Annotated in this window: 14 protein-coding genes; 8 read left to right on the top strand and 6 right to left on the bottom strand. The window is 64.2% G+C overall.

Features of this window, described 5'->3' with window-relative positions:
- The first annotated feature begins 24 nt into the window (after positions 1–24).
- The gene (gene putA / locus QSV36_RS18460) at positions 25–3,978 is read left to right on the top strand and encodes a trifunctional transcriptional regulator/proline dehydrogenase/L-glutamate gamma-semialdehyde dehydrogenase (RefSeq protein WP_289133661.1); all 3,954 of its coding nucleotides are present in this window, start codon (positions 25–27) and stop codon (positions 3,976–3,978) included.
- A gap of 96 nt (positions 3,979–4,074) precedes the next feature.
- Here the strand turns inward: putA and QSV36_RS18455 are convergent, their stop codons facing one another.
- Both QSV36_RS18455 and QSV36_RS18450 read right to left on the bottom strand, forming a co-directional pair.
- Positions 4,075–4,506 (bottom strand): hypothetical protein, encoded by a 432-nt coding sequence (locus tag QSV36_RS18455; protein WP_289133660.1) that lies wholly within the window; start codon positions 4,504–4,506, stop codon positions 4,075–4,077.
- Between the two features lie 160 nt (positions 4,507–4,666).
- Positions 4,667–5,230 carry a hypothetical protein gene (locus QSV36_RS18450; protein WP_289133659.1) on the bottom strand — a complete coding sequence of 188 codons (564 nt, stop codon included), beginning with the start codon at positions 5,228–5,230 and terminating at the stop codon, positions 4,667–4,669.
- Between the two features lie 304 nt (positions 5,231–5,534).
- Between QSV36_RS18450 and QSV36_RS18445 the strand changes: the two genes are divergently transcribed.
- The 7 genes from QSV36_RS18445 (at position 5,535) to yccS (ending at position 16,714) form a co-directional block, all read left to right on the top strand.
- Positions 5,535–7,337 carry an acyl-CoA dehydrogenase gene (locus tag QSV36_RS18445; RefSeq protein WP_289133658.1) on the top strand — a complete coding sequence of 601 codons (1,803 nt, stop codon included), beginning with the start codon at positions 5,535–5,537 and terminating at the stop codon, positions 7,335–7,337.
- Positions 7,338–7,368: 31 nt separating this feature from the next.
- Positions 7,369–8,814: a TldD/PmbA family protein gene (locus QSV36_RS18440; RefSeq protein WP_289133657.1), complete on the top strand. Its 1,446-nt coding sequence runs from the start codon at positions 7,369–7,371 to the stop codon at positions 8,812–8,814.
- Positions 8,811–10,130 carry a TldD/PmbA family protein gene (locus QSV36_RS18435; protein WP_289133656.1) on the top strand — a complete coding sequence of 440 codons (1,320 nt, stop codon included), beginning with the start codon at positions 8,811–8,813 and terminating at the stop codon, positions 10,128–10,130. The genes QSV36_RS18440 and QSV36_RS18435 overlap by 4 nt, the downstream gene beginning before the upstream one ends.
- 109 nt (positions 10,131–10,239) lie before the next feature.
- Entirely contained in the window at positions 10,240–11,667 is a 1,428-nt protein-coding gene (gene mdtD / locus QSV36_RS18430) for a multidrug transporter subunit MdtD (protein ID WP_289133655.1), read from the top strand.
- Positions 11,668–11,779: 112 nt separating this feature from the next.
- Positions 11,780–13,117 (top strand): ATP-dependent RNA helicase DbpA, encoded by a 1,338-nt coding sequence (dbpA, locus tag QSV36_RS18425; protein WP_289134217.1) that lies wholly within the window; start codon positions 11,780–11,782, stop codon positions 13,115–13,117.
- 148 nt (positions 13,118–13,265) lie between these two features.
- On the top strand, positions 13,266–14,447 hold the full coding sequence (locus QSV36_RS18420; RefSeq protein ID WP_289133654.1) for a BaiN/RdsA family NAD(P)/FAD-dependent oxidoreductase: 1,182 nt from the start codon (positions 13,266–13,268) through the stop codon (positions 14,445–14,447).
- An 83-nt stretch (positions 14,448–14,530) separates the two neighbouring features.
- Entirely contained in the window at positions 14,531–16,714 is a 2,184-nt protein-coding gene (gene yccS, locus QSV36_RS18415) for a YccS family putative transporter (RefSeq protein WP_289134215.1), read from the top strand.
- A gap of 21 nt (positions 16,715–16,735) precedes the next feature.
- Here the strand turns inward: yccS and QSV36_RS18410 are convergent, their stop codons facing one another.
- The 4 genes from QSV36_RS18410 to QSV36_RS18395 all read right to left on the bottom strand — a co-directional run bounded on the left by QSV36_RS18410 (position 16,736) and on the right by QSV36_RS18395 (position 20,614).
- The gene (locus tag QSV36_RS18410) at positions 16,736–17,473 is read right to left on the bottom strand and encodes a substrate-binding periplasmic protein (protein ID WP_289133653.1); all 738 of its coding nucleotides are present in this window, start codon (positions 17,471–17,473) and stop codon (positions 16,736–16,738) included.
- Positions 17,474–17,638: 165 nt separating this feature from the next.
- Entirely contained in the window at positions 17,639–17,935 is a 297-nt protein-coding gene (locus tag QSV36_RS18405) for a winged helix-turn-helix domain-containing protein (protein ID WP_289133652.1), read from the bottom strand.
- Positions 17,936–17,947: 12 nt separating this feature from the next.
- The gene (locus tag QSV36_RS18400) at positions 17,948–18,448 is read right to left on the bottom strand and encodes a M48 metallopeptidase family protein (RefSeq protein ID WP_225779493.1); all 501 of its coding nucleotides are present in this window, start codon (positions 18,446–18,448) and stop codon (positions 17,948–17,950) included.
- 39 nt (positions 18,449–18,487) lie between these two features.
- A complete protein-coding gene (locus QSV36_RS18395) occupies positions 18,488–20,614 on the bottom strand; it encodes a putative bifunctional diguanylate cyclase/phosphodiesterase (RefSeq protein WP_289133651.1) in 2,127 nt (708 codons plus the stop codon).
- Positions 20,615–20,650: the final 36 nt, after the last annotated feature.

Raw genomic sequence — 20,650 nt, 5'->3', positions numbered from 1 at the left:
CCGTGGCAATAACGAGGATAAGAAATGGCGACGACCACCCTTGGGGTCAAACTCGATGACCCGACCCGTGAGCGACTCAAGGCAGCTGCGCAGTCCATTGACCGCACGCCGCACTGGTTGATCAAGCAAGCGATCTTCAACTACCTGGAGAAGCTCGAGGGTGGTGCCACCCTGACCGAACTCAACGGTCACGCCAGCAACCTGGCCGACGACGCTGGCGAAATCCAGCCCGACCACAGCCACCAGTGCTTCCTCGAGTTCGCCGAGAGCATCCTGCCGCAGTCGGTGCTGCGCTCGGCGATTACCGCCGCCTACCGCCGCCCCGAACAGGAAGTGGTGCCGATGCTGCTGGAGCAGGCTCGCCTGAGTGCCCCGCTGGCCGAGGCGACCAACAAGATGGCCGCTGGCCTCGCCGAAAAACTGCGTAACCAGAAGAGCGCCGGCGGCCGTGCCGGTATCGTCCAGGGCCTGCTGCAGGAATTCTCGCTGTCGTCCCAGGAAGGCGTGGCGCTGATGTGCCTGGCCGAAGCCCTGCTGCGCATCCCCGACAAGGGCACCCGTGACGCGCTGATCCGCGACAAGATCAGCACCGGCAACTGGCAGCCGCACCTGGGCAACAGTCCGTCGCTGTTCGTCAACGCCGCCACCTGGGGCTTGCTGCTGACCGGCAAGCTGGTGTCCACCCACAACGAATCCGGCCTCACTGCCTCGCTTACCCGCATTATCGGCAAGAGCGGCGAGCCGATGATCCGCAAGGGCGTCGACATGGCCATGCGCCTGATGGGCGAGCAGTTCGTCACCGGCGAAACCATCGCCGAAGCCCTGGCCAACGCCAGCCGCTTCGAGTCCAAGGGCTTCCGCTATTCCTACGACATGCTCGGCGAAGCCGCACTGACCGAGCATGACGCGCAGAAGTACCTGGCGTCCTATGAGCAGGCCATCCACTCGATCGGCAAGGCCTCCCATGGCCGTGGCATCTATGAAGGCCCGGGCATCTCGATCAAGCTGTCGGCCCTGCACCCGCGCTACAGCCGCGCCCAGTACGAGCGCGTGATGGAAGAGCTGTACCCGCGCCTGCTGTCGCTGACCCTGCTGGCCAAGCAGTACGACATCGGCCTGAACATCGACGCCGAGGAAGCCGACCGCCTGGAGCTATCGCTCGACCTGCTCGAGCGCCTGTGCTTCGAGCCTTCGCTGGCCGGCTGGAACGGTATCGGCTTTGTCATCCAGGCCTACCAGAAGCGCTGCCCTTACGTGATCGACTACGTCATCGACCTGGCCAAGCGCAGCCGCCACCGCCTGATGATCCGCCTGGTGAAAGGCGCCTACTGGGACAGCGAGATCAAGCGCGCCCAGGTCGAAGGCCTGGAAGGCTACCCGGTGTACACCCGCAAGGTGTACACCGACGTGTCCTACGTGGCCTGCGCCCGCAAGCTGCTGGCCGTGCCAGAAGCGATCTACCCGCAATTCGCCACCCACAATGCCCACACCCTGTCGGCCATCTATCATATTGCCGGGCAGAACTACTACCCGGGCCAGTACGAGTTCCAGTGCCTGCACGGCATGGGCGAACCGCTGTACGAGCAAGTGGTCGGCAAGATTTCCGAAGGCAAGCTGAACCGCCCGTGCCGCGTCTATGCACCGGTCGGCACCCACGAAACGCTGCTGGCCTACCTGGTGCGTCGTCTGCTGGAGAACGGCGCCAACACCTCGTTCGTCAACCGCATCGCCGACCATTCCATCTCCATCCAGGAACTGGTCGCCGACCCGGTCGCCAGCATCGAGCGCATGGGCACCCAGGAAGGCAGCATCGGCCTGCCGCACCCGCGCATCCCGCTGCCGCGTGAGCTGTATGGCAGCGAGCGGGCCAACTCGGCCGGCATCGACATGGCCAACGAACACCGCCTGGCATCGCTGTCGTGCGCCATGCTGGCAACCGCCCACAACGACTGGAAAGCTGCCCCGCTGCTGGCCTGCGCCGCCAGCGAGAGCGCTGCCGTCGCCGTACTGAACCCGGCGGACCACCGCGACGTGGTCGGCCATGTGCAGGAAGCCACTGTCGCCGACGTCGACAACGCCATCCAGTGCGCCCTGAATGCCGCACCGATCTGGCAGGCCACCCCGCCGGCCGAACGTGCTGCCATCCTGGAACGCACCGCCGACCTGATGGAGGCCGAAATCCAGCCGCTGATGGGCCTGCTCATCCGCGAAGCCGGCAAGACCTTCGCCAACGCCATCGCCGAAGTGCGTGAAGCGGTAGACTTCCTGCGCTACTACGCGGTGCAGGCACGCAACGACTTCAGCAACGACGCCCACCGCCCGCTGGGCCCGGTGGTGTGCATCAGCCCGTGGAACTTCCCGTTGGCGATCTTCACCGGCCAAGTGGCCGCGGCCCTCGCCGCCGGTAACCCGGTGCTGGCCAAGCCGGCCGAGCAGACCCCGCTGATCGCCGCCCAGGCCGTGCGCCTGCTGCTGGAAGCCGGCATTCCGGAAGGCGTGCTGCAACTGCTGCCAGGCCGTGGCGAAACCGTCGGTGCCGGCCTGGTCGGTGACGAGCGCGTCAAGGGCGTGATGTTCACCGGCTCCACCGAAGTTGCCCGTTTGCTGCAGCGCAACGTCGCCGGCCGCCTGGACAACCAGGGCCGCCCGATCCCGCTGATCGCCGAAACCGGCGGCCAGAACGCGATGATCGTCGACTCCTCGGCGCTGACCGAGCAGGTAGTGATCGACGTGGTGTCCTCGGCCTTCGACAGCGCCGGCCAGCGTTGCTCGGCACTGCGCGTGCTGTGCCTGCAGGAAGATTCCGCCGACCGCGTGATCGAAATGCTCAAGGGCGCCATGGCCGAAAGCCGCCTGGGCAGCCCGGACCGCCTGGCGGTGGACATCGGCCCGGTGATCGACGCCGAAGCCAAGGCCGGCATCGAGAAGCACATCCAGGGCATGCGCGAGAAAGGCCGCCCGGTCTACCAGGTGGCGATTGCCGATGCCGCCGAGATCAAGCGCGGCACCTTCGTCATGCCGACCCTGATCGAACTGGAAAGCTTCGACGAACTGAAGCGTGAAATCTTCGGCCCGGTGCTGCACGTGGTGCGCTACAACCGCCGCAACCTCGACCAGCTGATCGAGCAGATCAACAATTCCGGTTACGGCCTGACCCTCGGCGTGCACACCCGCATCGACGAGACCATTGCCAAGGTGGTGGAAACCGCCAATGCCGGCAACATGTACGTCAACCGCAACATCGTCGGTGCAGTGGTGGGTGTGCAGCCGTTCGGTGGTGAAGGCCTGTCCGGCACCGGCCCGAAAGCCGGCGGCCCGCTGTACCTGTACCGCCTGCTGTCGACCCGCCCGGCGGACGCGATTGGTCGCCACTTCCAGCAGCAGGACGGCGAAGGCAAACCAGACCGCACCCTGCACGAGCAGTTGATCAAGCCGTTGCACGGCCTGAAAGCCTGGGCCGAAAGCAACCAGCATGCCGACCTGGCCGCGCTGTGCAGCCAGTTCGCCAGCCAGTCGCAGAGCGGCATTGCCCGCCTGCTGCCAGGCCCGACCGGCGAGCGCAACAGCTACACCATCCTGCCGCGTGAGCACGTGCTGTGCCTGGCTGACAACGAAGCCGACCTGCTGGCGCAGTTCGCTGCAGTGCTGGCTGTGGGTAGCTCGGCGATGTGGGTAGACGGTGAACCTGGCAAGGCCCTGCGCGCTCGCCTGCCGAAAGAGCTGCAGGCCAAGGTCAAGCTGGTGGCGGACTGGAGCAAGGACGAAGTGGCGTTCGACGCCGTGATCCACCATGGCGACTCGGACCAGCTGCGCGGCGTGTGCCAGCAGGTGGCCAAGCGTGCCGGGGCGATCGTCGGTGTGCACGGGCTGTCCAGCGGCGATCATCAGATTGCGCTGGAGCGCCTGGTGATCGAGCGGGCGGTGAGTGTTAACACTGCGGCGGCGGGTGGTAACGCCAGCCTGATGACCATTGGCTGATGGCTGAGGGTTGTTGAAGAGAAAGGAGAGCTTCGGCTCTCCTTTTTTTATGGGCACTGAGTTGAAAATCAGGCCTTCTTCCTGCCCAACTCAGCATCATCCATGAGCGCTTTGTCCATCACATCGCCAGAGCCACCAGAGACACCAGCTTTTGCCGCCCTCCGAAAGTAGCATCAGCCCAAGCCACACCGAATAACCCGTATTGGAAACCAGCATCGGCCAAACCAGGAACGTGGATATCGAAGGAACGAAAAAAAAGATACGAAAGGGGATCTGCACCATCGCCAGGTAGACCGCCACCCGACAACGCAGAAGAAACAACACGCAAGTCACGATCAAGGAGAGCTGCAGAGCCAGGCCCAGCCAGACTATGAACTCCAGCCCTCCTCCCCAGTTCTGCATGTTGTGCAATCCATCGTTGAAATCCGTCCAGAAAGGTATCGCGCCTCGCGCCATGCTGCGAAGGACGTAAAGAAAGAGGTAGAACGCATCCATGCCTCCCCAGAACAGGAAAGCGGTTCTATACATGCTCAAGCTCGAGCTCTCCAATGTCACCTCCAGTTTTCGCAGAAGTACCGCTTTCTGTGGAGCGATCTCGCGTCGCGAAACGGCCGCCACGCGGCCCCAGCAATTTCAGCAGTGGAACTGAAACCTGGGGGCCGCTTCTACACGCAGCAGAGAAACCCGCTCAAACCATGGATGACAGTGCGATCAAAGCAAACAGCTGTGCTGTTCCAAGCGCGATAAACAGTAACATCCATAGCCAATTGGCCAGCGTGAAACGGCTGTTGGCCAACCCTTCTTTGTCACCCGCACTAAAGTTGGTGCCTTTTTGCATGGGTACCAGAACGATCAGCCAGGCAGCATGGGACACCAGCCCCGCAAAATAGGCTTCCCACAGTCGGTTCTCCAGAACAATGCTGGTGACCACCCAAACAACGCACATACCGTAGTAGCCCAGCGTGAGCGCCAGGATGGACCATGAATAGCTTCTATCTGAGTCGCGAATATGGTCATTCACTCTTCTCAGTAGTGGATAGATGAAGAAAAGCGCAAAAAAGCTTCGCCAGAACGGGCTGACCTTTTCACCTGTTCTGGCTCCATACAGCTTCCAGCTTTGATAGAAGCAATACAGCCAGTAGAAGCCCATGGTGAAGAAGGTCATTACGCCAAACTTCATAGGCGAAACTACGAAGAAGGGCAGCTGATCGCGTTGGACAGCTGTCAAGTCATTACTGTTGACATCATTCATCTGAAACGTCGCCTTGTGAAAACCAAAGAGCACATTCAAGGCCAAATGCCACGTGGTCCGCGATAGTCCAAATCCACTCCGACTTGTGGGAAACGTCTCGGTTTTTTTCTGTGCCTGTTCGGCTTTTCTCGTGCCTCCTACTGGTAATGCGCAGTTCCCCGCATCAACACACTCCTGTGGTCTCACGCCAAAGGCACCGCCCAGGGGCCCCAGCTTTCTAAACCCATATCACCCAAACCTATTAACCTCCCGCACCCCTCCCTATCCGCCTAGACTCGCAGCATCCCGCCTCAGGACCGCGACCATGCCCGAGACCCTGCTCAGCCCCCGCAACCTGGCCTTCGAGCTCTACGAAGTACTCGACGCCGAAGCCTTGACCCAGCGCCCGCGCTTTGCCGAGCACAGCCGTGAAACCTTCGATGCGGCGCTCACCACCGCCCGCACCATCGCCGAAAGGTTCTTCGCCCCGCACAACCGCAAAGCCGACGAAAACGAGCCGCGCTACGTCGATGGCCGCGCCGAACTGATCCCGGAAGTGAAACCTGCCATCGACGCCTTCCTCGAAGCCGGCTTCCTCAACGCCAACCGCGACTTCGAGGTCGGCGGCATGCAGTTGCCCAGCCTGGTCTCACAGGCCTGCTTCGCCCACTTCCAGGCCGCCAACGCCGGCACCACGGCCTACCCGTTCCTGACCATGGGCGCAGCCAACCTGATCGAGAGCTTCGGTAGCGAAGAACAGAAACGCCTGTTCCTGCAGCCGATGATCGAGGGCCGTTACTTCGGCACCATGGCCCTGACCGAACCCCATGCCGGCTCTTCGCTTGCCGATATCCGCACCCGTGCCGAGCCTGCCGATGACGGCAGCTACCGGCTCAAGGGCAACAAGATCTTCATTTCCGGCGGCGACCACGAACTGTCGGATAACATCGTGCACATGGTGCTGGCCAAGCTGCCGGACGCCCTGCCCGGGGTGAAGGGTATCTCGCTGTTCATCGTGCCGAAGTACTTGGTCAACCCGGACGGCAGCCGCGGCCCGCGCAACGATGTGCTGCTGGCCGGGCTGTTCCACAAGATGGGCTGGCGTGGCACCACGTCCACCGCGCTGAACTTCGGCGACAACGGCCAGTGCGTCGGCTACCTGGTCGGCCGGCCGCACCAGGGCCTGGCCTGCATGTTCCAGATGATGAACGAAGCCCGCATCGGCGTCGGCATGGGCGCCGTAATGCTCGGCTATGCCGGTTACCTGTACTCGCTGGACTATGCCCGCCAGCGGCCGCAGGGCCGGCTACCGGACAACAAGGACCCGCATAGCCCGGCGGTGCCGATTGTCGAGCACACGGATGTGAAGCGCATGCTGCTGGCACAGAAGGCCTATGTAGAGGGCGCCTTCGACCTGGGCCTGTACGCCGCACGCCTGTTCGACGACACCCATACCGCCGCTGCTGAAAGCGCCCGTAACCAAGCGCAAGACCTGCTCGACCTGCTGACCCCGATCGTCAAGTCCTGGCCCTCGACGTTCTGCCTCAAGGCCAACGAACTGGCGATCCAGATTCTTGGCGGCCACGGCTACACCCGTGAATATCCCGTCGAGCAGTACTATCGCGACAACCGCCTGAACCCGATCCACGAAGGCACCGAGGGCATCCAGTCGCTCGACCTGCTCGGTCGCAAGCTGGCGCAGAACAATGGCGCAGGTCTCAAGCAGCTGATCCGCCTGATCGCCGCCACCGGCGAGCGCGCCAGCCACCACCCCAGCCTCGACCCGCTGCGCCAGCCGCTGGAACAACTGGTCAACCGCCTGCAAGCCACCACCCTGGCCCTGCTTGGTGACCTGGCCCAGGGCAAAGTCGCCGGCGCCCTGGCCAACTCGGCCTTGTACCTCAAGGTCTTCGGCCATTGCGTGATCGGCTGGCGCTGGCTGGAACAGGCCATTCACGCCGAGCTTGGCCTGCGCAAGAGCAGCCCGCTCGACCGCGACTTCTACCTCGGCAAGCTACAGGCCGCACGTTATTTCCTGACCTGGGAAGTACCAGGCTGCCATAATGAGCTGGCATTGCTCGAGGCGCGCGACGATACCTGCCTCGCCATGCAAGACGGGTGGTTCTAGGGGGAGCCACCGTGTACACGGAGGCTTCCGCATGTTCGATTCCAGCGCCCTGCTGCGCCAGCGCTTCGCCGCGCTGCGCAGTACGGCCGAGTTGTTTTCCCTGCGCCATGTGAAACAGTCGCACCAGGCGCTGTCGGTACGTCGCAATGTTGCAGAGCCGCCGCTGTTCAGCCAGGACGAAGGCGCCATGCTCACCGTGCGGGTCAATGGCGTAGAGGCCTATGCCGCCACCGCCGACCTGTCCCAGGGCGGCCTGCAACGCGCGCTGGAGCACGCCGAGGCACTGGCTCGGCAGATCGCCAGGCACAGCCTGCTGGACCTGCGCGGGCAGGCAGTGACCAGTGCCCAGCATGACCACATTTCGCCCAACTTCGACCAGCCTGTGCCCTCCCTCGCCGACTGCCTGGGCTTGCTCGCGGCGGAATCGGCCAGCGTGCCCAAGGACAGCCGCCTGGTGGACTGGCAGGCCAGCCTGGGCATCAGCCTGGTCGAGCAGACCTACCTGAATTCGGCCGGCGCGCAACTGCGCCATGCGCAACGCTTCCTGTTCCCCGGCGTCGGGGTCACCGCCAGCGACGGCCAGGACAGCCAGAGCCGCAGCCTGGGCCGTGACAACTTCGGCCAGCAGGGCGGCTTCGAAGTCATCGAGCGCTGTGGCCTGGTGGGTGCCGCCCGCCGGGTGGCAGACGAGGCGCTGCAACTGCTGCTGGCGCCGAACACCCCCAGCGGCCCGCGTGACCTGTTGTTGATGCCGGACCAGATGATGCTGCAGATTCACGAATCGATCGGCCACCCGCTGGAGATGGACCGCATCCTCGGCGACGAGCGCAACTACGCCGGCACCAGCTTCGTCAAAACCAGCGATTTCGGCCAGCTGCAATATGGCTCCAGCCTGCTGAACGTGACCTTCGACCCGACCATCGGCGAAGAGCTGGCCAGCTACAGCTTCGATGATGACGGGACCCCGGCCAGCAAGCAGTTCCTGATCCGCGACGGCCTGTTGCTGCGCCCGCTGGGCGGTGCGCTGTCGCAATTCCGCTCCGGCCTCGACGGCGTGGCCAACAGCCGTGCCTGCGGCTGGAACCGTGCGCCGATCGACCGCATGGCCAACCTCAACATCGAGCCGGGGGACAAGTCGCTGAGCCAGCTGATCGAGGGTATCGAGCACGGTATTCTGATGCGCACCAACCGCTCCTGGTCCATCGACGACGCGCGCAACAAGTTCCAGTTCGGCTGCGAATGGGGCCAGCTGATCGAAGATGGCGAACTCAAGGACATCGTCAAGAACCCCAACTACCGCGGCATTTCCGCGCATTTCTGGCGTAACCTGGCGGCGGTCGGTGATCGCAGCACCTTCCAGGTGCTGGGTACGCCCAACTGCGGCAAAGGCGAACCCAACCAGGTGGTACGGGTTGGTCACGCCTCGCCAGCCTGCGTGTTCCGCCAGATTGATGTATTCGGAGGAGACGCCTCGTGAAGAACGCTTTCGAAACCTTGGTCGCGGAGCTGAACAAAGCCTTGCGAACGGGCGAGCAGTTCACCCTCGGCTACAGTGCCGAGCAGTCGCAGTTCGTGCGTTTCAATCACGCCAAGGTGCGCCAGGCTGGCGAAGTGAGCCAGGCCAGTGCGCAATTGCGCCTGATCCGCGATGGCCGTCAGGCGGAGCAACAGGTGACCTTGAGCGGTGACGCGCAACTCGATAGCCAGCGCCTGAACACTGCCCTTGAGCAACTGCGCCAGACCTTGCCGCTGTTGGCCGTCGATCCGTACCTGCGTCTGGACGAAAGCGCCTGGCACAGCCACAGCCAGCAGCAACAGCCGCTGCCCGAACTGAATGAGGTACTGGCCCTGCTCGAGCACGAAGCCGGCGACCTTGACCTGGTCGGCATCTACGCCGCCGGCCCCATCTGCCGGGGCTTCGCCAGCTCGTTCGGGGCCTTCGGCTGGCATCAGGCCAACAGCTTCAACGTCGACTGGAGCCTGTTCCATGCAAATGGCGAGGCGGTGAAGGCCAACTACGCAGGGCAGGCGTGGCGCGCTGACGACTTCACCACGCGGCTGCGCCAGGCACGCGAACAACTGGGCTTCCTCGGCCGCCCGGCAGTTACCCTGAAGCCTGGCAGCTATCGCGCCTACCTGGCCCCGGCGGCGATGGACGAAATTGCCGGCATGTTGTGCTGGGGCGGGTTTTCCGCGCAGGCCCTGGCCACCGGGAACAGCGCCCTGCAGCGCCTCTACAACGGCGATGCGCGGCTGAGCCCGCTGGTGAGCTTCAGCGAGCAGGTTAGCGGCTCGCTGAGCCCGGCGTTTTCCGATGAGGGCTCGCCGCGCCTGGACGTGCCGTTGATCCAGCAAGGCAAGGCGCTGCAACGGCTGGTCAGCGCACGCAGCGCTGCCGAATTCGGGTTGCTGGCCAATGGCGCCGACAGCTACGAATCGCCATGCGCGCTCAGCCTGGCACCCGGTAGCTTGCCCAGCGAGCAGGTGCTTGAGCGGCTCGGCACCGGGCTGTACATCAGCAACCTGTGGTACCTGAACTACTCGGATCTACCGGCAGCGCGGATGACCGGGCTGACCCGCTTCGCCACGTTCTGGGTGGAGAATGGGCAGATCCAGGGGCCGGTGCGCACCATGCGCTTCGATGACAGCCTGTACAGCCTGCTCGGCAGCCAACTGGAGGACCTGACCCGCGAACGCGAGATGATCCTGTCGACCAGTACCTATGGGCAGCGCAGTACCGGGTCGAGTCATTTGCCGGGGGCACTGGTCAAACACCTGACCCTGACATTGTGATTGGACTTGCCTGCCCTTTCGCGGCCAAAGCCGCTACCACAGGAAACGCACAAACCCTGTGGGAGCGGCTTTGGCCACGAAAGGGCAGGCACTGACAAACGAGGAAGTCATGCCCGAACGCACCCCGCTGGACCCCGTCACCGCCCGCTGGATCCCCTGGGTGGTGGCCATCGCCTTCTTCATGCAGTCCCTGGACGGCACCATCCTCAACACCGCATTGCCGGCCATGGCCCGCTCGCTGGCCGAAGACCCGCTGCGCATGCAAGGCGTGATCATCGCCTACATGCTCACGGTGGCCTTGCTGATCCCCGCCTCGGGCTGGATCGCCGACCGCTTCGGTACCAAGCGCATCTTTTTCAGCGCCATCCTGCTGTTCAGCTTCGGCTCGCTGCTGTGCGCGGCGGCCAACAGCCTCGGTTTCCTGATCTTCGCGCGGGTCGTGCAGGGCCTGGGCGGCGCGCTGATGCTGCCGGTCGGGCGCCTGGTGGTACTGCGCGCCTACCCACGCACCGAGCTGGTGCGCATCATGAGTTTCATCACCATTCCCGGCCTGCTCGGCCCGCTGTTGGGCCCGACGGTCGGCGGCTGGCTGGTGGAGATTCTCAGCTGGCACTGGATCTTCCTGCTCAACCTGCCCGTCGGCCTGGTCGGCTGCTATGCCGTGTGGCGGTTCATTCCCGACCTGCGCGGCGCCGAACGCACCACCTTCGACGGCCCGGGGTTCCTGCTGTTTGGCGCAGCGATGGTGCTGATCACCATCGCCATGGAGGGCCTGGGTGAACTGCACTTGCCACACCTGCGGGTGATGTTGCTGCTGTTCGCCGGCATGGCCTGCCTGGCGGCCTACTGGCTGCGCGCCGGGCGCGACCCCGAGCCACTGTTCTCGCCCAGCCTGTTCCGCGTGCGCACCTTTGCCATCGGTATCCTCGGCAACCTGTTCGCCCGCCTGGGCAGTGGCGCCCTGCCGTTCCTGGTGCCATTGCTGCTGCAGGTGGCGCTGGGCTACTCGCCGGCCCAGGCCGGCATGAGCATGATTCCACTGGCCGCAGCGGCCATGCTCGCCAAGTCCATTGCCCGGCCGCTGATCGAACGCCTTGGCTACCGCATCATCCTCACCGGCAACACTTTGCTGCTGGGCGTGCTGCTGGCCAGCCTCGGCCTGGTCGACGAGCAGACGCCCTATGCCGTGTTGCTGCTTCAGCTTGGCCTGCTCGGAGCCGTGAACTCCATGCAGTTCACGGCGATGAACACCGTAACCCTGATCGACCTTGACGACGCCAGCGCCAGCAGTGGCAACAGCCTGCTGTCGGTGGTGGCGCAGCTGTCCCTGAGCCTGGGCGTGGCCTGCGCCGGTGCGCTGCTGGGTGGTTTCACCGCTGCCGGCAGCGCCGAGGGTGTGGAAACCACCCTGGGCGCATTCCAGCTGACCTTCGTGACCATCGGCGTGATGGCCATGCTCGCGGCGGCGATCTTCCTGCAGCTGGCGCCGACGGACGGAAGGCGTGCGCGTCGTCCGGAACAACACATGGAGTCGTAGGGCGAATGGCCACGAGGCTGGTAGACTATGCGGCATTTTTCGCTTCGCAACGCAGGCCCGCCTCGTGACCACCGACTCCACCGCCTTTGCCTCCCTGCCGCTGTCCGCCGCCATGCTGGCCAACCTGGACGCCCTCGGCTATGCCTCGATGACGCCGATCCAGGCCGAGAGCCTGCCGGTCATTCTCAAGGGCCAGGACCTGATCGCCCAGGCCAAGACCGGCAGCGGCAAGACCGCCGCCTTCGGCATCGGCCTGCTCAACCCGATCAACCCGCGCTATTTCGGCTGCCAGGCGCTGGTGTTGTGCCCCACCCGCGAGCTTGCCGACCAGGTGGCCAAGGAGCTGCGCCGCCTGGCCCGCGCCGAGGACAACATCAAGATCCTGACCCTGTGCGGCGGTGTTTCGCTGGGCCCGCAGATCGCTTCGCTGGAGCATGGCGCGCACATCATCGTCGGCACCCCGGGGCGTATCCAGCAGCACCTGGACAAGGGCACGCTGGTACTCGACGGCCTGAACACCCTGGTGCTGGATGAAGCCGACCGCATGCTCGACATGGGCTTCTTCGACGCCATCGCCAGCATCATTGGCAAGACCCCGTCGCGTCGCCAGACCCTGCTGTTCTCGGCCACCTACCCGGCCAGTATCAAGCAACTGGCCGCCGACTTCATGCGCAACCCGCAACAGGTCAAGGTCGAGAGCCTGCACAGCGACAACCAGATCGAGCAGCGTTTCATCGAGATCGACCCGCAGCAGCGCCTGGAGGCCGTCACCCGCGTGCTCGGCCACTATCGCCCGCAGTCCTGCGTGGCGTTCTGCTTCACCAAGCAGCAGTGCGAGGACCTGGTCGCCCACCTGACCGCCAAGGGTATCGTTGCCCAGGCCCTGCATGGGGACCTGGAGCAGCGCGACCGCGACCAGGTGCTGACCATGTTCGCCAACCGCAGCAGCTCGGTGCTGGTGGCCACCGACGTGGCTGCACGCGGCCTGGACATCGACGGCCTGGACATGGTCATCAACGTCGAGCTGGCGCGTGACGCGGAAATCCACGTGCACCGCGTGGGCCGTACTGGCCGTGCGGGCGAAAAAGGCATTGCAGTCAGCCTGGTGGCACCTGCCGAGGGGCACCGCGCCCAGGCCATCGAAGAGTTGCAGAAGAGCCCGCTGCGCTGGGACCAGCTGGACAGCCTGAAGAGCAAGGGCGGCGAGCCGCTGCTGCCACAGATGAGCACCCTGTGCATCGCGGCCGGGCGCAAGGACAAGCTGCGCCCGGGCGACATCCTTGGCGCGCTGACCGGGGATGCCGGGATCCCGGGCAAGCAGGTGGGCAAGATTGCGATCTTTGACTTCCAGGCCTTTGTTGCCGTGGAGCGGCCACTGGCCAGGCAGGCCATGCAGCGCTTGAACAGCGGCAAGATCAAGGGCCGCTCGCTGAAAGTTCGCATCGTCTGACATTTTTTCCGGGGCTGCTTTGCAGCCGTCACCGGCAAGTCAGCTCCCACTGGATCTCCCCTGGCCTCTGCCCGGGTGCAGTCCCTGTGGGAACGGGCTTGCTGGCGACGAGCCACACAGCGGCCCTGGCTACCAATGAGGTAACACCGTGCACTCCACCGACGTGATCATCCTCGGCGCCGGCGCCGCCGGCCTGATGTGCGCCCAGCTCAGCGCCCGTCGTGGCCGCCGGGTGCTGGTACTCGACCATGCCAACAAACCGGGCAAGAAGATCCTCATGTCCGGCGGCGGGCGCTGCAACTTCACCAACCTGTACACCGAACCCGGCAACTTCCTCTCGCACAACGCCCACTTCTGCAAGTCGGCCCTGGCCCGCTATACCCAGTGGGACTTCATCGAGCTGGTGTGCAAGCACGGCGTGCCCTACCACGAGAAGAAGCTCGGCCAGCTGTTTTGCGACAACAAGGCCAGCGACATCCTCGACATGCTGCTGGCCGAATGCGACGAGGCCGGTGCCGAGATCCGCATGCACACCAGCATCGACCAGATCGAGAAGACCGAAGGCGGCTACCTGCTGCAGACCAGCGGTGGCCAGTTCGCCTGCCAGTCACTGGTGATCGCCACCGGCGGCCTGTCGATCCCGACCCTGGGTGCCACCGGCTTCGGCTACCAGGTGGCACGCCAGTTCGGCCACACCCTGCTGCCGACCCGCGCCGGCCTGGTGCCGTTCACCATCACCGAGCCCCAACTCAAGGCACTGTGCACCGAGCTGTCCGGCACCTCGCTGGATTGCACCGCCAGCTGCAACGGCACCAGTTTCCGCGAGAACCTGCTGTTCACCCACCGTGGCCTCAGCGGCCCGGCGATCCTGCAGATCTCGTCGTTCTGGGAGGCCGGTGACACGGTCGAGATCAACCTGCTGCCCGACCGCGACGCGCTGGCGTGGCTGCAACAGATGCAGGCCGAGCGCGCCAACGCCGAACTGAAGACCGTGCTCGCCGAAGTGTTCACCCGCAAGCTGGCCAACCTGCTGGCCGAGCAGTGGTTCGAGTCCAGGCCGATGAAGCAGTACACCCCGGCAGAACTGGCGCAGATCGCCGACAAGCTGGCGAACTGGCAGGTAGTACCGGCCGGCACCGAGGGCTACCGCACTGCCGAAGTGACCTTGGGTGGGGTGGACACCCGCGAAGTGTCGTCCAAGACCATGGAGTCGCTGAAGAGCCCAGGCTTGTATTTCATCGGTGAGGTGCTGGATGTGACCGGCCACCTGGGCGGTTTCAATTTCCAGTGGGCCTGGGCCTCCGCCAACGCCGCTGCGCAGTTCGTGTAGAGTAGAATCCATTCAGCAGCACGGAACGCTTCTTGCTGACCGTGCAGCCATGCATTCAATCGCTCACTGCCCAGCAGGCCATCATGTCATCGAGCTCGTTCCGTCAGTCACTGCGTCGCCTGTGGGGCCAAGACAAGTTCAGCTACAGCATCCGGGTCACCATTGCCCTCACCGGCAGCCTGGCCCTGTGCTGGTACCAGAACGAGATGGCCCTGCTGATTCCGCTGTTCCTCGGCATCATCGCCAGCGCCCTGGCGGAAACCGATGACAGCTGGCAGGGCCGCCTCAGCGCCCTGGCCGTTACCCTGGTGTGTTTCGCGATCGCCGCGCTGGCGGTCGAGCTGCTGTTCCCCTACCCCTGGATCTTCGTCATTGCCCTGGCCCTCGCCGCCTTCAGCCTGACCATGCTCGGGGCGCTGGGTGAGCGTTATGGCGCCATCGCTTCGGCGACCTTGATCACTTCGGTATACACCATGATCGGCGTAGACCAGCGCGGCGGCCAGGTCACCGACTTCTGGCACGAACCGTTGCTGCTGGTGGCAGGTGCGGCGTGGTACGGGCTGCTGTCGGTGCTGTGGCAGGCGCTGTTTTCCAACCAGCCGGTGCAGCAGAGCCTGGCCAAGCTGTTCTTCGAGCTGGGCAGCTACCTCAAGCTCAAGGCTAGCCTGTTCGAGCCCATCCGCACCCTCGACATCGAAGCGCGGCGCCTGGAGCTGGCCCAGCAGAACGGCAAGGTAGTGGCGGCCCTCAACGCAGCCAAGGAAATCATCCTGCACCGGGTCGGCAATAGCCAGCCCAACTCCAAGGTCAGCCGCTACCTCAAGCTGTACTTCCTGGCGCAGGACATCCATGAGCGGGTCAGCGCCTCGCACTACCCCTACAACGCCCTGACCGAGGCGTTCTTCCACAGCGACGTGATGTTCCGCTGCCAACGCCTGCTGCGCAAACAGGGCTCATCCTGCCAGGAGCTGGCCCGTTCGATCCGCCTGCGCCAGCCATTCGTCCTGGCCAGTGGTTATCCCGAAGCCCTCGAGGACCTCAACGCCTCGCTGGAACACCTGCGCATCCAGAGCAACCCGGCGTGGCGCGGCCTGTTGCGCTCGCTGAGGGCGCTGGCGGCCAACCTGGCGACGCTGGACCGCCTGCTCAGTGCGGCCAGCAACCCGGACAGCCTGGCCGATGCCAGCGACAGCAGCCTGCTCGACCGCTCGCCACGTTCGCTGAAGGACGTGTGGACGCGCTTGCGCACCCAACTGACACCAACCTCACTGCTGTTCCGCCATGCCTTGCGCCTGCCGCTGGCATTGTCGATCGGCTATGGCATGGTGCACCTGATCCACCCGACCCAAGGCTACTGGATCATCCTCACCACCCTGTTTGTCTGCCAGCCCAACTACGGTGCAACCCGGCGCAAGCTGGGGCAGCGGATAGTCGGCACCGCGTTCGGCCTTACCGTAGGCTGGGCGTTGTTCGACCTGTTCCCCAACCCGGTTGTGCAGTCGTTGTTCGCCGTGGTTGCCGGGGTGGTGTTCTTCGTCAACCGCACCACCCGCTATACCTTGGCCACAGCAGCCATCACCCTGATGGTGCTGTTCTGTTTCAACCAGATCGGCGATGGCTACGGCCTGTTCCTGCCGCGCCTGTTCGATACCCTGGTGGGCAGCCTGATCGCCATTCTTGCGGTGTTCCTGTTCCTGCCCGACTGGCAAGGGCGGCGCCTGAACAAGGTGCTGGCCAATACCCTGACCTGCGCCAGCCTCTACCTGCGCCAGATCATGCAGCAGTACGCCCACGGCAAGCGCGACGACCTGGCCTACCGCCTGGCCCGGCGCAATGCCCATAACGCCGACGCGGCACTGTCCACCACCTTGGCCAACATGCTCATGGAGCCGGGGCACTTCCGCAAGGAGGCCGACGTCGGCTTCCGCTTCCTGGTGCTGTCACACACCTTGCTCAGCTACCTCTCCGGGCTGGGCGCGCACCGCGATACCGCCTTGCCCGCGGAAGTACAGGAACAGTTGATCGAAGGTGCCGGGCAGAGCCTGGCCAGCAGCCTGGACGAAATCGCCAACGGCCTGGCCGCGCGCGCGCCGGTGGCGATTCACAGTGATGCCGAAGAAGCGCTGGCCAATGCCCTGGAGCAGATGCCGGACGACCTGGATGAGCACCAGCGCCTGGTACAGACGCAGCTGGCGTTGATCTGCCGACAGTTGGCCCCGTTGCGGACCTTGGCCGCGCACCTGATCAAGGAAGGTGCGCCAAGCTGATTTCCTGGGTGGCCTGAGCGATCAGAAGCCATGCTGACGCAGCAGCCGGGCATAGCTGCCATCGGCCTTCATCGCCGCGATCGCCCGCTCGAACCGTTCGACGATCTGCGCATGCTCAGGGTGCTTCAGGCTGACCAGGATATGCAGGGTGTTCTCACCCAACGGCGGCTCCACCAGCATCACCCCATCACGCACTTCCTGCGGCTCGCGCTGCAGGTTGTATCGGGCCACGTATTCGTCCTCCACCGCCAGGTTCACCCGCCCAGCGGCCAGCATGCGCACCGCTGATGAAAAGTTGCGCACCGGCACTTTGTGCAGACGGCTGTCACCATCGAACGCCGGGGAATAGGCGTAGTCACGCACCACAGCAATGCTGTAGGGGTACAAGTCGGATTGACGCCGGTAGCGAAATGCCTCGCCTTTGCGCTGCAGCAGGCGAACGCGGTTAGTCAGGTAGGCTGAGGAAAACTGCCCGATACGCTCGCGCGAGTCGTTGTGCCAGGCGTTGATCAGCACGTCGTAGCGCCCTTCGCTGACCCCGAGCAACGCTCGCGCCCATGGCACCTCCTCGAACCCGCTGGTGTAGCCGGCCCGAGTCAGCGCGGTGGTGACGATGCTGGTCGCCAGACCGCCGCCGGGCATGCCGGCGTCGGTGAACGGCGGCCAGTTGTCCGCCACCAGGCGCAGCCGGTCAGCCCCCAGGGCTGGCGCCGCCAGCATCATTGCCAGTAATCCCAGAACACAAAGCAGTGGCCGCATGCTCAAGTCCTTTTCGCAATCGGGGAGCACACATTGTCAGGGCGGTCTTCTTCGCAACTGCCGATGAGATTACACAAAGCCTCAGCCCAGGACAGCGGCCAATAGTGTCATTTAGCCTCTATTTTGGCCGAAGCTTCTATCCTGCCGCATAAAGCTGCGATTTGTTCAGGGATAACCCAGCACTTCACGGATCTGCCGCAAGTGCCGGATGATCCACTGCTTGTCGATCGCCCCCCAGTCATGGATGCGGTAATGGCCGGCGTGATTGCGCGCGCCTTCCTGCTGCTCGAACTCGCAGATGATATCCAGGTCGGCCAACGCGGCGATGGTGTCCTGGGCGGTGCGCCGCGGCATGCCGGTGGCCTCCATCAGGGCGGGCACGCTGGTAGCGGTCTGGCTGTCGATCAGCCAGGCCACGTACAGGCGCCGGTAGAAGCTGCTCTTGGTCTTGCTCACTTCCATGCTGCGTGGTCCTTAACAGTTGCCCGGCAGCTCCCGATAGGTCAGGTAGACGCGCAGGTCGAATTCCAGTTGGTGGTAGTCCGGCTCCATGTGCTGGCAGAGCTGGTAGAACGCCTTGTTGTGATCACGTTCGCGCAGGTGTGCCAGTTCGTGCACCACGATCATGCGCAAGAACTGCGGCGCTGCTTCCTTGAACAGCGAGGCAATGCGAATTTCCTTCTTCGCCTTGAGCTTGCCGCCCTGCACCCTCGATACCGCCGTGTTCAGGCCCAGGGCCCGGTGGGTCAGGTCGAGGCGACTGTCGAACAAAACCTTGTCCAGGGGCGGCGCGCTGCGCAGGTACTGTTGGCGCAGATCCTGGGCATAGCCGTACAGCGCCTTGTCGCTTTGTACGTCATGGCGGCCAGGGTAACGGCGCTGCAGATATTCGCCCAGGCGGCCGCTGTCGATCATCTGCCGCACCTGTTGCTGCAGGTGCGGGGGGTAGGCTTGCAGGTAACGTAATACAGTCATGGCGCGGCTTTCGGTATGACGGATGCCGATTCTAGCCAATCAGGGCATTGGCCAGGAGAAAATCGCCGGAAAACTGCTGGCATCCGCGGCGGTCATCGGGTACGCCACCAGGAAGCCCTGCACGTATTCACAACCGTTGGCCTTCAGCCAGGCCGCCTGGACCGTGGTTTCAACGCCCTCGGCGATCACCGTGATGCGATAGTCGCCGCACAGGCTGATGACGCTGCGCACCAGCGCAGCATCCACTGCCGAATCGGGCAGGCGCGCCACCAGGTGGCGGTCGAGCTTGAGGGTATCGATCGGCAGGTCGCGCAACATGCGCAACGAACAGTCGCCGGCACCGAAATCGTCCAGCGCCACCCGCACCCCCAGGTCGCGCAAGCGGTGGATCTGTTTCACCGCCGCATCGATGTTGTACATCAGCGAGGTTTCCGCCACCTCCACTTCCAGCTGTGCCGGGTCCAGCTGGTACAGCTGGATCACCCGCTGCAACTCCTCGACCAGGCCAGGCATGACGAATTGTGCACGGCTCAGGCTGATACCCAGCACCAGGTCTGTGGCAAAGCGCTGGCACCAGGCCTGACGCTGGGCCGCACCCTGGCGGTAGATCCAGCTGGCCAGGCGGTTGATCAGGCGCGCCTCTTCCAGCAGCGGGATGAACAACCCGGGCGGCACATCGCCAACACTGGGATGCTGCCAGCGCAGCAACGCTTCAAAACCTCGCAACTGACCGCCATTGAAGGCGACCTGCGGCTGGTACACCAACGTGAAGTCCTGCTGCTCGATGGCTGCGCGCACGCTGTCTTCGAGCATCAGCCGCGAACGTGCCCGGCCATTGAGTTCCTGGTCATAGAAGCGGTACTGCTGGCGCCCCGCCTGCTTGGCCGCGTACATCGCCGCATCGGCGGCACGCAACAGGCCTTCGACGTTGGCGCCGCAGTCCGGGTAGGTGGCGATGCCGATGCTGACCCCAAGGCACACGTCGAAGCCGTCCACCTCGTGGCTGATGGAAACGCGCTCCAGCAGCCGTTCGGCATAACGCCCGGCCTGCTCCGGATACGGCAGGCCGTCGAACAGCGCGGTGAATTCATCACCGCCCATGCGCGCCAGCAGCGCCTCGCTGCCCAGGCAGTCCTTGAGCTGCTCGGCGACCCAGCGCAACACCCGGTCACCGGCGTCGTGGCCAAGCGAGTCATTGATGCGCTTGAAGCCGTCCAGGTCCATGTACATCAACGCCTGCGACTTGTCCGAGCGCTCGTTGCGCAACAGCGCGCCTTCGGCGGCCTGGTAGAAACCGCGGCGGTTGAGCAGGCCGGTGAGCGGGTCGGTCACGGCCTGGTACTCCAGCTGCTGGTGCAGGTTGCGTACCACCGACATGTCCAGCACCGTCACCACCATGGCCTGCTGGTCGACCGGCAGCGGCGCGCAGGACAACGCCACGGGCAGCAGCTCACCGCCAGAGGAACGCAGTTGGGCATCGTGCACACGGAAGATCTGCCTGCCCAGGTAGGCCTGGTAGAAGCCCGAGTCCTCCCACAGGCTGGCATTGGCCAGTTGCACAAGATCGAGCAGGCGGGCGCCCTGTAGCTGTGCTACTGGCGTGGACAACAGGCTGGATATGGCCGGGTTGGCAAAGCTGATGGTGCCCTGCGCATCCACCACCAGGATGCCCTCGGCGGCGTTTTCCAGGATCGATGCATTGAACGCCGTGGCCGCTTCCAGCTCGCGGGTCAGGCGTTGCAGCATGCGCCGGTTTCGCTGCTGCTCGAGCAGGGCCTGGACCTTGGGCTTGAGGATCTGTGGGTCGAACGGTTTGAACATGTAGTCCACGGCGCCGCTGGCATAGCCTTTGAGCACGGCGGCTTCGGACTGTTCGTTGGCGGTGAGGAAGATGATCGGCGTCAGCCGGGTACGCTGGCTGCCGCGCATCAGCCGGGCGACTTCGAAGCCATCCATCTCCGGCATCTGCACATCCAGCAAGACCAGGTCGACTTCATGTTCAAGCAATGCGTTCAGGGCTTCCATACCCGAACTTGCCGTTAATACCTGCCAATCCTGACGGGCCAGCAATGCCCGCATGCTGATGAGGTTCTCGGGGTAATCGTCTACCACCAGGAGAATCGAGTTGCCATCCAGTGGCTGCGGTAGAGCGGGAGCGCCATCCATGCTGCTTCTCTATTATGTGATCGACTTCAAAAATAC

The organism is Pseudomonas sp. BCRC 81390 (assembly GCF_030341915.1).
Lineage (GTDB): Bacteria > Pseudomonadota > Gammaproteobacteria > Pseudomonadales > Pseudomonadaceae > Aquipseudomonas.
Note: the sequence above shows the minus strand (reverse complement) of the source record. Positions and strands in the feature narration are given on the sequence as shown.

Bases quoted from the DNA above. Each gene is read 5' to 3' on its own strand.
- putA (WP_289133661.1), top strand. From the start codon at position 25: ATGGCGACGACCACCCTTGGGGTCAAACTCGATGACCCGACCCGTGAG.
- QSV36_RS18455 (WP_289133660.1), bottom strand. From the start codon at position 4,506: ATGTATAGAACCGCTTTCCTGTTCTGGGGAGGCATGGATGCGTTCTAC.
- QSV36_RS18450 (WP_289133659.1), bottom strand. From the start codon at position 5,230: ATGAATGATGTCAACAGTAATGACTTGACAGCTGTCCAACGCGATCAG.
- QSV36_RS18445 (WP_289133658.1), top strand. From the start codon at position 5,535: ATGCCCGAGACCCTGCTCAGCCCCCGCAACCTGGCCTTCGAGCTCTAC.
- QSV36_RS18440 (WP_289133657.1), top strand. From the start codon at position 7,369: ATGTTCGATTCCAGCGCCCTGCTGCGCCAGCGCTTCGCCGCGCTGCGC.
- mdtD (WP_289133655.1), top strand. From the start codon at position 10,240: ATGCCCGAACGCACCCCGCTGGACCCCGTCACCGCCCGCTGGATCCCC.
- dbpA (WP_289134217.1), top strand. From the start codon at position 11,780: ATGCTGGCCAACCTGGACGCCCTCGGCTATGCCTCGATGACGCCGATC.
- yccS (WP_289134215.1), top strand. From the start codon at position 14,531: ATGTCATCGAGCTCGTTCCGTCAGTCACTGCGTCGCCTGTGGGGCCAA.
- QSV36_RS18410 (WP_289133653.1), bottom strand. From the start codon at position 17,473: ATGCGGCCACTGCTTTGTGTTCTGGGATTACTGGCAATGATGCTGGCG.
- QSV36_RS18405 (WP_289133652.1), bottom strand. From the start codon at position 17,935: ATGGAAGTGAGCAAGACCAAGAGCAGCTTCTACCGGCGCCTGTACGTG.
- QSV36_RS18400 (WP_225779493.1), bottom strand. From the start codon at position 18,448: ATGACTGTATTACGTTACCTGCAAGCCTACCCCCCGCACCTGCAGCAA.
- QSV36_RS18395 (WP_289133651.1), bottom strand. From the start codon at position 20,614: ATGGATGGCGCTCCCGCTCTACCGCAGCCACTGGATGGCAACTCGATT.